Origin of the sequence: Pseudomonas sp. NPDC088444, from assembly GCF_044900175.1 — a bacterium.
Lineage (GTDB): Bacteria > Pseudomonadota > Gammaproteobacteria > Pseudomonadales > Pseudomonadaceae > Aquipseudomonas.
In genome coordinates, this window is record NZ_JBJDNK010000019.1 from 1 (window position 1) to 12,683 (window position 12,683).

Annotated in this window: 8 protein-coding genes; all 8 read left to right on the top strand. The window is 61.0% G+C overall.

Annotation, left to right across the window (positions count from 1 at the left end):
* Positions 1-1,307: DUF2235 domain-containing protein (locus tag ACI2KB_RS27080; RefSeq protein ID WP_404639814.1), on the top strand; the 1,307-nt coding region annotated here is incomplete at its 5' end.
* Complete coding sequence (locus ACI2KB_RS27085) at positions 1,304-1,939, top strand: DUF2931 family protein (RefSeq protein WP_404639816.1); 636 nt, start codon at positions 1,304-1,306, stop codon at positions 1,937-1,939. The genes ACI2KB_RS27080 and ACI2KB_RS27085, both read left to right, overlap by 4 nt.
* The gene (locus ACI2KB_RS27090) at positions 1,926-2,414 is read left to right on the top strand and encodes a hypothetical protein (RefSeq protein ID WP_404639818.1); all 489 of its coding nucleotides are present in this window, start codon (positions 1,926-1,928) and stop codon (positions 2,412-2,414) included. The genes ACI2KB_RS27085 and ACI2KB_RS27090 overlap by 14 nt, the downstream gene beginning before the upstream one ends.
* The gene (locus ACI2KB_RS27095; RefSeq protein WP_404639820.1) at positions 2,411-3,037 is read left to right on the top strand and encodes a DUF2931 family protein; all 627 of its coding nucleotides are present in this window, start codon (positions 2,411-2,413) and stop codon (positions 3,035-3,037) included. The genes ACI2KB_RS27090 and ACI2KB_RS27095 overlap by 4 nt, the downstream gene beginning before the upstream one ends.
* Positions 3,038-3,532: 495 nt before the next feature.
* Positions 3,533-4,786 carry an MdtA/MuxA family multidrug efflux RND transporter periplasmic adaptor subunit gene (locus tag ACI2KB_RS27100; protein ID WP_404639822.1) on the top strand — a complete coding sequence of 418 codons (1,254 nt, stop codon included), beginning with the start codon at positions 3,533-3,535 and terminating at the stop codon, positions 4,784-4,786.
* Positions 4,783-7,974 (top strand): efflux RND transporter permease subunit, encoded by a 3,192-nt coding sequence (locus ACI2KB_RS27105; protein ID WP_404639824.1) that lies wholly within the window; start codon positions 4,783-4,785, stop codon positions 7,972-7,974. The genes ACI2KB_RS27100 and ACI2KB_RS27105 overlap by 4 nt, the downstream gene beginning before the upstream one ends.
* Entirely contained in the window at positions 7,971-11,078 is a 3,108-nt protein-coding gene (locus ACI2KB_RS27110; RefSeq protein ID WP_404639826.1) for an efflux RND transporter permease subunit, read from the top strand. The genes ACI2KB_RS27105 and ACI2KB_RS27110 overlap by 4 nt, the downstream gene beginning before the upstream one ends.
* A gap of 16 nt (positions 11,079-11,094) precedes the next feature.
* On the top strand, positions 11,095-12,540 hold the full coding sequence (locus tag ACI2KB_RS27115; protein ID WP_404639828.1) for an efflux transporter outer membrane subunit: 1,446 nt from the start codon (positions 11,095-11,097) through the stop codon (positions 12,538-12,540).
* Positions 12,541-12,683: the final 143 nt, after the last annotated feature.

A 12,683-nucleotide genomic window follows, 5' to 3' on the forward strand; every position in this document is an offset into this window, starting at 1 on the left:
GCAACAAATACGGCTTCGATGGGTTTACCGGGAGCGCGTTTGCGCAGGCGCCGGATAACAGCTACGGGAATGCGCCGAGTAATGTGGTGTATTTGTATCAACTGTATCCCGACGACACCCAAACACCTACTGGTGCTCAGGCCGATATTGGTTACGTCAAGGTTTATGTAGAGGGCATCGGTACGCGGAGTGGTGGTAAAGATGCCACGGTGATTGGTCAAGGCTTAGGACGAGGTGAAACTGGTGTTGTAGCTAGAGTGGCGCAAGCTCCGGGGTTGCTTGAACGACAGCTAGATATTTTCCAGAAGACAAATTCCGGAAAACCAGTCAGGGATATCCAAATTGATATTTTTGGATTTAGCCGTGGTGCCGCCGCCGCCCGCCATTGCGCCAACGAATTTCTCAAGCCGGGCTGCGGGATTTTCAAAGAATTACTTCAGCCTGGGCGCTTTGGGTTGGTGAACAGTTTTGATCCAGCGGTGGGTGTGAAGCTCAACCTGATCGGTTTGTTCGACACTGTGGCGGCCATCTCTTCGCCTGAGCGTGGCGACTGGAGTCCGGCCAACAACGACAACAACGGTGTCAACCTGTACTTGCCTCCCCGCTGTGCCCGCGAAGTGATTCAGTTGGGGGCCCGGGATGAGTGCAGGCTCAATTTCGCACTGAATGGCGTACTGAGTCATCACCTGCAAATCAGCCTTCCCGGCGTGCATTCGGACATTGGCGGAGGCTACCTGCCTAATGCTTGGGAGCGTCTGTGGCTGGTCGAGCCCAAACGGATTGAGGTCGCAGCGGGCCGCTCATTGGAGTCGCATCCGCAATGGCTGGCCATGGTCGCGCAGGCGGAGGCGTTGCGCGCCAGCGGCCTGAATGGCGACGGACGTATCGAAGCCAAAGCCTGGGCGGCTGCTCAGGCTCATCACCGAAGGGATGGCAACGACACGCAGGCCTACTGGCTCACCGTAACGCTGGAGCGAAGCGTTCGTGGGGAGCTCGCGCTGGTCGCGTTGCGCGTGATGCGCGAGCTGGGCGTGCGCCATGGTGTGCCTTTTGACGAGATCAGCGACAGCGATCAGCGCTTCAAGCTGCCCACCGATCTGGCGCCTGTCGCTGACCACATCATCGAGCAGGTGCTGGCGGGTTCTTCGGTCGTGCTTGATCCCGATCAAGAGCGCTTGCTGCGCTCGCGCTACATCCACCAGTCGGCGCACTGGACACCGACCAAAGGTGTGATGCTTGCCAAACCTGCACCGGATAACCGCCGCAACGTGTACCTCGATCAGCCGCAAAAGGGGTACCCGCAATGAAACGGCTGATGCTTTTGATCGTGCTGCTGATCAGCCTCTGCGCCTGTGCCAGAGGTCCACAATCGATACCTCCTCCCAAGCTGCCTTATCACGCGTGGTATTTGAGTTTGGCTGCACCAAGGCACATGGAGGTTTGGGTTGAAACCGTTGATGTGATCGATCAACGCGGATTGCCGTTTTTTTACATTCATGCGGGCGTTGCCGGCTACCCCCGACAGACAGTGGGGTGGCATGTCGCGGGCTCTGCGAAACCTATCAGCAATGTCGATCTCCCAGAACGTCTTTTTCTGCGCTGGCAATCTCTGGTTGAACCGCAAGCCTACAAGATTCGTATCCCGATACCCCAATGGGTGCGTGACGAGATGGTCAAGCCCGAGCGCGTGTTTTGCACTGGTTCTAAAAAATGGAAAGACGACTATCGGGACATCATCAGCTTAGGTATGGCACCGGGTGGAATTGTAAAAGTATGGGTCGGAGGAGCCTGTTTAAAAGATAAGGAAGTAGGCCGCTACCAAGCCGAAATCGAACCCCGCGGCCCATACCTGAACAACAAGGGCGAGTACTACCGCGCGCCCACGCCAGAAGCTAAGGCATGGATCGAGAAAAATGGAATTCCCTATGGCAGTTGGTAAGCGTTGCTCAGCTTTCCCGCTGAGTGCCAGCGGGCTGAATGGTGACGGAAACATTGAGGCCAAAGCCTGGGCGGCTGCTCAGGCTCATCACCGAAGGGATGGCAACGACACGCAGGCCTACTGGCTCACCGTAACGCTGGAGCGAAGCGTTCGTGGGGAACTCGCTCTGGTCGCGTTGCGCGTAATGCGCGAGCTGGGCGTGCGCCATGGTGTGCCTTTTGACGAGATCAGCGACAGCGATCAGCGCTTCAAGCTGCCCTCCGATCTGGCGCCTGTCGCTGACCACATCATCGAGCAGGTGCTGGCGGGTTCTTCGGTGGTTCTGGATCCCAATCAAGAACGACTGCTGCGCTCGCGCTACATCCACCAGTCGGCTCACTGGACACCGGCCAAGGGTGTGATGCTTGCCAAACCTGCACCGGATAACCGCCGCAACGTGTACCCCGATCAGCCGCAAAAGGGGTATCCGCAATGAAACGACTGATGCTTCTAGTTGGGCTGCTGATCAGCCTCTGCGCCTGTGCCAGTGGTCCACAACCGATACCGCCTCCCAAGCTGCCTTATTACGCGTGGTATGTGGGATTGGCTGCGCCCAAGCACATGGAGGTGTGGGTCGAGACAGTGGATGTGATCGACCAGCGAGGGCTGCCGTTTTTCCATGTGACCGGAGGGGTTGCGAGCTATACGGGTAGCGCTAAGGGCTGGCACAACGGAGTGTCGGGTGGAATGCCCATCAACAACGTCGATCTCCCTGAACGTCTTTTTCTGCGCTGGCAGTCGCTGGTTGAACCGCAAGCTTACAAGCTTCGTATTCATATCCCTCAATGGGTGCGAGACGAAATGGTGAAACCGGAGAGAGTGTATTGCCAAGGAGCGAAGGAGTGGATCGATGATTATCGAAAGGTGATTTCACTGGGCATGGCGCCGGGGGGCATCATTAAGGTGTGGCTGGGGGGACCCTGTCTGGCCTTCAAGGAAATCGGCCGCTACCAGGCCGAAATCGAAACCCGTGGCCCGTACCTGAACAACAAGGGCGAGTACTACCGTGCCCCCACGCCGGAAGCCAAGGCATGGATCGAGAAAAATGGAATTCCCTAGGGCAGTTGGTAAGCGTTGCTCAGCGATCCAGCTGCACCGGTCAGCCGCAGCACGGTGGCCGCCATAGAAATCAACAGGTGATAGGTATTCATGGCTGCACCCAAGAGAAATTCCATCATCTGATCAGACGATGAACTGCAAAGATCCCGTTTTGAGCCGCCAACACTGTCATCTATTCAGTGTTTCGACTGTCTTTCGTACCCTTTTTGATACGTCTTGGCAACCATCCCGATACAAACACGATAAACCCTGCAAACCCCACCCCATAAGGCTTTGCCGAGTGTAAATAGTCTGCAAAGTCGGTCTTTACAACTTGTTGTTGCCCTTCTTGCGCGGCTAAATGTTTTGGCGGCGCGCTGATGTTTCCGACCCTGGAATCTTTTCGCCTGCTGCACGGTCCATTGGCGGCATATGGTCATTTAGCCACTACGCTGATCTCTGATGCAGCTCGTGCTGGCCGTTGCACCCTGTCCCTAGTCCACACAGAAGTTTCCAATGACCCAGAATTCAGCAACCCGTTCTCGCAAGCGCATTGTTGTTGCGCTCCTGATCGTTGCAGCCATTGGCGCTGTTGTGGTGTACCTCAAGCACACGCCTGCGTCGGCCCCCGGTGCCGGTGCCGAGAATCCTGCGCTCGCGGCACCCGGCGGGCGGCATGGCGGGCCGGGCATGATGATGGATGCCGGGGCGCCGGTCAGCGTGGCGGTGGGCACAGCGGGTACGGCGGACGTGCCGGTGATTCAGCAGGCGCTGGGCACCGTGATTCCCAATTACTCGGTGACGGTCACCAGCCGGGTCGACGGTGAGTTGATGGCGGTGTATTTCACCGAAGGCCAGTACGTGAAGAAGGGCCAATTGCTGGCGCAGATCGACCCTCGCGCCTATCAGGCGACGCTGGATCAGTATCAGGGCGATCTGGCGCAGAATCAGGCGCTGCTCAAGAGCGCGCAACTGACCGCCGAGCGTTATAAACGACTGTTCGCCAAGGACTCCCTCGCCAAACAGGATCTGGACACGCAGATCGCCACCGTCGGCCAATATGCGGGTGCGGTGAAGGCCGATCAGGGCCAGATCGACGCCGCCAAACTCAATCTGCTCTACGCCAGGATCGTCTCGCCGATTGATGGCTATGTCGGCCTGCGTCTGGTGGATCCGGGCAACATCGTGTCGTCCAGCAGCACCACCGGCATCGTCACGGTGACCCAGACCAACCCCATCGCCGTGACCTTCAGCCTGCCCCAAGCGCAACTGGCTTCGTTGCTGCCCAAGGTGCGCAAGGGTGAAGCCCTGAACGTGCAGGCGCTGGACCAGTTGGGCACCACGCCGCTGGCCACAGGCACACTGAAATTCATCAGCAACGAGATCGACACGGCCACCGGCAGCATCAAGTTGAAAGCGCAGTTCGATAACCCGGACGAGAAGCTGTACCCCAACCAGTTCGTCAACGTGAAGCTGACCACCGACACCCTGCGCAACGCCGTTGTCGTGCCGTCGGCTGCGGTGCAACTGAGCAGCGACGGCGAGTTTTTGTACGTGGTGAAAGATGGCAAGGCCACGCGCCGCACGATCAAGACCGGCCCGGTGATGGGCGATCAGACCGTCATCAGCCAAGGCGTAGCCCAAGGCGAGCAGGTGGTCACGCGGGGCATCGATCACTTGCGTGAAGGCAGCAAGGTCGAGGTGGAGAAACCGGCCACTGAGACAACGGCCAAAACTGCCAAGCCTGCCCAGGGTGCTGTCGCCCCATGAATCCATCGCGACTGTTTATCCAGCGTCCGGTAGCCACCGTGTTGTTGATGCTGGCGGTGATGTTGGCCGGTATTTTCGCCTATCGCTTGCTGGCGACCTCGGCGCTGCCGGAAGTGGACTACCCGACCATTCAGGTCAGCACCTTGTATCCGGGCGCCAGTTCCAGTGTGCTGGCCTCGGCGGTCACCGCCCCGCTTGAACGTCAGTTGGGGCAGATGGCGGGCTTGTCGCAGATGTACTCGACCAGCTCGGCGGGAGCTTCGGTGATCACCCTGAAGTTCTCGCTGGACTTGTCGCTGGACGTGGCCGAGCAGGAAGTGCAGGCCGCCATCAATGCCGCCGACAGCTTGCTGCCCACCGACTTGCCCAACCCGCCGACCTACAAAAAGGTCAACCCGGCGGACACCGCCGTGCTCACGCTGGCGGCGACGTCTGACAGTCTGCCGCTCACTCGCGTACAAGACCTGATCAACACTCGCGTGGCGCTCAAGCTGTCGCAGATTTCCGGCGTGGGCATGGTCAGTCTGGCGGGCGGTCAGCAGCCTGCGGTGAAGATCGAGGTCAACCCCACCAGCCTCGCGGCCCACGGCCTGACGCTGGAAGACGTCTACAGCAAGGTCAACGCCGCCAACGTCAACGGCTCCAAAGGCGGCTTCGACGGCCCGTCCCATTCGATCACCATCGACGCCAACGACCAGTTGCGCGATGCCGTGGAATACGGCGAACTGGTGCTGGCCTACGAGAACGGCGCGGCCTTGCGCCTGAAGGACGTGGCGACCACCGCCGAAGCCCCGCAGGACCAGTACCTGGGCGCCAGCGCCAATGGCAAACCGGCGATTGTGATTGCCGTGCAACGCCAGCCCGGCGCCAACGTTATCGAAGTGGTCGACAGCATCAAGACCAAGCTGGCGACCCTGCAATCGGCCTTGCCGGATTCGGTGAAACTCACCGTCATCAGCGACCGCACCCAGACCATTCGTGCTTCGATCAAGGACGTGCAGATCGAGCTGCTGCTGTCCATCGGTCTGGTGGTGTTGGTGACCTTCGCCTTCCTCGGCAACTTCACTGCCACACTGATTCCGAGCCTCGCCGTGCCGCTGTCGCTGATTGGCACCTTTGGCGTGATGTACCTGGCCGGGTTCAGCATCAACAACCTGACGCTGATGGCGCTGACCATCGCCACCGGCTTCGTGATCGACGACGCCATCGTCGTGGTGGAGAACATCTCGCGGCATCTGGAGGAGGGCGAAGAGCCGATGGCCGCAGCCTTCAAAGGCTCGCAGGAAATCGGCTTCACCATCATCTCCCTGACGTTCTCGCTAATCGCTGTACTCATCCCGCTCCTGTTCATGGGCGATGTCGTGGGGCGGCTGTTTCGCGAGTTCGCCATCACCTTGGCCGTGGCGATTCTGGTGTCGATGATTGTCTCGCTGACCCTGACGCCGATGCTCTGCGGCCATTTGCTGCGCCATGTGCCGGAAGAGGGGAAAGGACGTTTTGCGGCCTGGGGCGATCGTCAGTACCAGAAGGTGCTCGATGGCTATGATCGGGGGCTGGTCTGGGTGCTGGATCATCAAAAACTGACCCTGTTGATCGCCGTCGGCACCGTCGCCCTGACCGGTTTTCTCTATCTGGTCGTGCCCAAAGGCTTCTTCCCGACGCAAGACACCGGGCTGATTCAAGGCTTCACCCGCGCCTCGCAGGACGTGTCGTTCACAGAGATGGCGCGCCGTCAGCAGGCGATGGTGGACGTGGTGCGTCAAGACCCGGCGGTGGAGTCGGTGTCGTCAACCATCGGCGTCGATGGCAACAACGACTCGCTGAACAATGGCCGTTTGCAGATCGAACTCAAGGGCTTTGAAGAGCGCGATGAAACCGCCAGCCAGGTCATAACCCGGTTGGAAAAATCTGCCAGCGCGGTGGCGGGCATTCGCCTGAATCTGGTGTCGTCCCAAGACCTGACCGTCGACGACCAACTGACCCCCAGCCAGTACCAATTCACCCTCGACGACTCGGAAAGCGCCAACCTGTCGGCGCTGATTCCCAAGTTGATGGAGAAGCTGCAAAACCGTCCGGAAATGCGCGATGTCATCGACAATTTGCAGGATCAGGGGCTGGTGGCTTACGTCGAGCTGGATCGCGCAGCGGCCATGCGTTACGGCATCAGCGCCTCGGACGTAGACACCGCGCTGTACAACGCCTTCGGCCAGCGGTTGATTTCCACCATCTTTACCCAGTCCAACCAGTACCGCGTGGTGCTGCAAGTGCCGGGGCATTTCCAACAGTCGCTGGCGGCGTTCGACAATATCTATCTGGCGTCGGCGAGCAGTACCAACGGCAGCAACAGCAGCACCACGACCACATCCAGCACCTCCAGCTCGACCACCAGCAGCACCACAACGACTGCCACGCAGATGGTGCGCCTGACCGACATCGCCAAGGTCGGCCAGCGCACCGGTTCGCTGTCCCTCAGCCGTCTGGATCAGTTCCCGGCGGTCACGGTGTCGTTCAACCTGGCGGACGGTTATTCGCTGGAGCAGGCGCAGCAGGCGATCAGTCAGGTCATGGCCGACCTCAATGCGCCGAGCAGCATCACCCTGCGCTATCAGGGTGCAGCCGAAGCATTCCAGACCGCGACCGGCAACACGCTGTGGCTGATCCTCGCCGCGCTGGTGACGATGTACATCGTGCTGGGCATGCTGTACGAGAGCTTCATTCACCCGGTGACGATCCTCTCGACGCTGCCTTCGGCGGCCATCGGCGCGCTGTTGGCGCTGCTGCTGACCGGCACCGAATTCAGCCTGATTGCGTTGATTGGGGTGATTCTGTTGATCGGCATCGTCAAGAAGAACGCGATCATGATGATCGACTTCGCCCTGGAAGGCCGACAGCACCAGCGCCTGAATGCCCGCGAGGCGATTCATCGGGCGGCGCTGCTGCGTCTACGACCGATTCTGATGACCACGCTGGCAGCGTTGTTCGGTGCCTTGCCGCTGATGTTGGCGACGGGCGCGGGTGCTGAACTGCGCAGGCCGCTGGGTTTGGTGATCGTTGGCGGGCTGTTGCTGAGCCAGATCCTCACGCTGTTCACCACGCCGGTGATTTACCTGTTGTTCGATCGCCTGTCTGAACGCGCCAAAGCCCGTTTCACTCGTAGCAGTGCGCGCACGAATCGAGGCGGGGCATGAACCTTTCGCGGTTGTTCATTCGGCGCCCGGTGGCGACCCTGCTGCTGATCCTGAGCATCACCCTGGCGGGGATTCTCGGCTACAAGCTGCTGCCCGTGGCGCCGCTGCCCCAGGTGGATTTCCCGACGATCATGGTCAGTGCTTCGCTGCCCGGCGCCAGCCCGGAGACCATGGCCGCGACCGTCGCCACGCCACTGGAGCGCAGCCTCGGGCAAATCGCCGGGATCACCGAAATGACGTCCACCAGCAGCCAGGGCTCGACGACCCTGATCCTGCAATTCGAGCTGGATCGCGACATCAACGGCGCCGCTCGCGATGTGCAGGCAGCGATCAACGCCTCCCGCGCCTTGTTGCCCAGTTCGATGCCGTCGCTGCCCACCTATCGCAAGGCCAACCCGTCTGAAGCGCCGGTATTGATGCTGGCCCTGACCTCCTCGACCCGCAGCCCCGGCGAGCTGTATGACCTGGCCTACAGCAAGTTGCAGCAGAAGGTCGCGCAGGTGAATGGCGTTGGCGAAGTGTCGGTGCGCGGCGGTGCATTGCCTGCGGTGCGCATCGATGTGCAGCCCAACCTGCTCAACCACGCCGGGATTTCGCTGGAAACCGTTCGCGAGGCGATCAACAAGGCCACGCAGGCCAAGCCCAAAGGCATTCTGCAAGGGGCAGGGCAGAGCTGGGTCATCGACGCCAACGATCAGATCGACAAGGCCAAGGATTATCAGGGCCTGGTCATCACCTACCAGAACGGCAGCGCCATTCGCCTGCGCGATGTGGCCAACGTCTATGACTCGGTGGAGGACACCTTCGTCGGCGGTTACTACAACGGACAGCCGTCGGTGACCCTGGGCGTGACCCGTCAGGCGGGCGCCAACATGTTGCAGACCATCGACAGTATCAAGGCGCTGCTCCCGGAATTGCAGCGCGAGATCCCGGCCGACGTGCAACTGATCAGCGTGATCGACCGCGGCCCGACCGTGCGTTCTTCATTGCACGACACCGAAGAAACCCTGCTGATCGCCACGCTACTGGTGATCGCCGTGGTCTTTGTCTTCCTGCGCAACGTGCGTGCCACGCTGATTCCGGCGGTGGTGTTGCCGGTATCGCTGATTGGAACGTGTTCGATCATGTACCTGATGGGCTACAGCCTCGACAACCTGTCGCTGATGGCGCTGATCATCTGCACCGGGTTCGTGGTGGACGACGCCATCGTGGTGCTGGAGAACATCGCCCGCTATCAGGAAAGGGGCATGCGCCCGCTGCGTGCGGCATTGATGGGCACTCGCGAGGTGGGCTTTACGGTGCTGTCGATGACCCTGTCGTTGGTGGCGGTGTTCATCCCGATTTTGTTGATGGGCAGCATTGTCGGGCGTCTGTTCCGCGAGTTCGCGGTGACCCTGAGTATCGCGCTGGGGCTGTCGATGATCGTATCGCTGAGCCTGACGCCGGTGCTGTGCGTGATGCTGTTGCGTCAGTCCGATCACAACGACCGCGACCCGCGTTTGTATCGCTGGATCGAGACCGGTCTGGCGAAGATGCAGGGCGCCTATCTGGCGGCGCTGGCGTGGGTGATGCGTCATCGGCTGTTGACCCTGTTCAGCCTGCTGCTGACCGTGGTGTTCAACGTTTACCTGTACGTCACGGTGCCGAAAGGCTTCTTCCCGGCGCAGGACACCGGGGTGTTGATGGGCGCCGTGCGGGCTGACCAGAACATCTCCTTTCAGGCGCTCAAGCCGCACCTGATGCAGATCGCTCACGACCTGGCCGCTGACCCTGACGTCGAGGCGGTGATGTCCTCCACGGGCAGCGGCAGGGCGGGCTCGCGCAATACCGGTGATTTCTTCATTCGGCTTAAGGACTACACCCAACGCACCAGCAGTGCGGCGGCCATCGCCAACCGGCTGACCCGACAGAACAACAAAGTGGCCGGGATTCAGGTGTTCTTGATGCCTGCTGAAGACATTCGCGTTGGAGGTCGTAGCGCCAACGCGACCTATCAGTTCAGCTTGCAGGCGGACGATCTGGATGTGCTGCGCACCTGGGAGCCGAAGGTCGAAGCGGCCCTGCGCGCATTGCCGGAACTGACCGGTATCGACTCGGACTCGCAAACCGGTGGCCAGGAAATGAAACTGCACATCGACCGCGCAGCCGCCAGCCGTCTGGGCGTCAGTGTGAGCGACATCGACAACCTGCTGAACAACGCCTACAGCCAGCGCCAGGTCGCGACGCTGTACAAGACCCTCAACCAGTATCACGTGGTCATGGGCCTGGATCCGGTCTACACCAGCGACGCGACCATGCTCGAACGCATGTATGTGATCAACAGCGACAACCAGCAAGTGCCGCTGACCGCCTTCGCCACCTTCGCCCCGGACAACGCGCCCCTGGCGGTCGCGCATCAGGGCCAGTCGGCGACCAGCACCATTGCGTTCAATTTGCAGGATGGCGTGTCGCTGGAGCAGGCCACGGTGGCGATCAACAAGGCGGTCGACAAGGTCGGCTTGCCCCGTGACGTGCAGTACGGCTTTGCCGGGACCGCGCAAGCCTATGCGGCGCTAGCGGCGAGCATGCCGTGGCTGATCGCGGCGGCGCTGCTGGCGGTGTACATCGTGCTGGGCGTGCTTTACGAGAGCTACGTGCACCCGTTGACCATCCTCTCGACCTTGCCGTCGGCGGGGGTGGGCGCACTGTTGCTGCTCAAGGCGGTGAACATGCAGCTCACGGTGATCGCCTTGATCGGCATCTTGCTGTTGATCGGCATCGTGAAAAAGAACGCGATCATGATGATCGACTTCGCGTTGATGGCCGAGCGCGACCGCAGGATGTCGCCCGAGCAGGCGATCATCGAGGCCTGCCGCATGCGCTTCAGGCCCATCATGATGACCACGCTGGCCGCGTTTTTCGGCGCCTTGCCGCTGGCGTTGGGCAGCGGTGGTGACGCCGACCTGCGCAAACCGCTGGGTGTCGCCATCGCGGGTGGGCTGCTGGTCAGCCAACTGTTGACGCTGTTCACCACGCCTGTGGTGTACCTCTATCTAGACCGCATGAGCCGTGCCTCCCGGCAGTTCTGGCACACGCGTATCCGTCGCACCCCTGTGCACGGCTGACTGAAAGGTTGAATGAATGAACGCTCCATTGCCGTCCCGCTTGTGCATTGCCGTGCTGCTCGCCAGCAGCCTGTTGACCGGCTGCATGGTCGGCCCCGACTATCACAAGCCCACCGCGCCGATCTCCGCCACCTTCAAAGAGGCCGAAGGCTGGAAGGCCGCGCACCCGCAGGATGAATTGCCCAAAGGCCCGTGGTGGGAGCTGTATCAAGACCCGCAACTGAACGCATTGGTGGCGCAGGTTCAGCTCAACAACCAGAACGTTGCGTTGTACGCCGCGCAGTACCAGCAGGCGCTGGCGTTGGTGCGTGAATCCCGGGCGGATCTGTTTCCGACGCTGACCGGCACGGGGTCGAGCACCCGCAGTGAGTCGGCGACCGGTTCGTCTTCGAGCAGTTCTGGAACGACGACAAGCAGCAGCGGCGGGGTGAGAAAAGAACACTCGGCCAGCCTCGACCTGAGCTGGGAAGCCGACATCTGGGGCAAGCTGCGCCGCACCAACGAACAGGACCGCGCCAGCGCCCAGGCCAGTGCCGCAGACCTGGCCAACGCCACGTTGAGCGCGCAGTCGTCGCTGGCGCAGGACTACTTCCAGATGCGCTTGCTCGACCAGCGCATCGCCCTGTACCGCGAAACCATCGCCGGGTACGAGCGCTACCTGCAAATCATCCAGAACAAGTACGACGAGCAAATCGTCTCGCGGGCTGACTTGGCCACCGGCAAGACCCAATTGCAGAGCGCTCAGGCCTCGATGCTCGACCTGCAATGGCAGCGCGCGCAGTTCGAGCACGCCATCGCTCTGTTAATTGGCAAGCCCCCAGCGGACTTCGCCGTGGCGGTCGACCCCGATTGGCGTTACCACGTGCCCGAGGTGCCGTTGGGTGTGCCGAGCCGCTTGCTGGAACGTCGCCCGGACATCGCCGCTGCCGAGCGTGAAATGGCGGCCGCCAACGCCGCTGTCGGGGTGGCGACGGCCGCCTATTATCCTGACCTGACGCTGAGTGCCAGTGGCGGTTATCAAAGCTCAACCATCAGCCACCTGTTCTCGCTGCCCAACCGTTTCTGGTCCATCGGCCCGAGCCTGACCGGCACGATTCTCGACTTCGGCGCCACCAAGGCCCAGGTCGAACAGAAGCAGCACGCTTACGACGCGAGCGTCGCCACCTACCGCCAGACCGTGCTCACGGCGTTGGGTGAGGTCGAGGACTATCTGGTGGAACTGCGCACTTTGCAGCCAGAGCTGGCAGCGCGGCGCAATTCGGCGCAATCAGCGGAGGAATCGGCGTCGGTCAGTCGTGATCAGTACGAAGCGGGCGTGATCGACTACCTGGACGTCGCGACCACTCAGGCCACCAGTTTGAGCGAGCGCCAGACCCTGCTGAGCCTGGTCGCCACGCAACTGGTGACCAGCGTGCAGTTGCAGGCCGCGTTGGGTGGGTCGTGGAGCAATCCGGCTCCATAGATGATCGTGCGCAACCCCTGTAGCCGCCCGGCCGGACTGTTACGGGGGATTGGTGTGCCCTCCGCAGTCCCGAGCATCCTTCCGAAATGTGAGAAGGTGCTTCCCGAAATCTTTGAATTATCAACTCGCGTGTGAACGCTCAT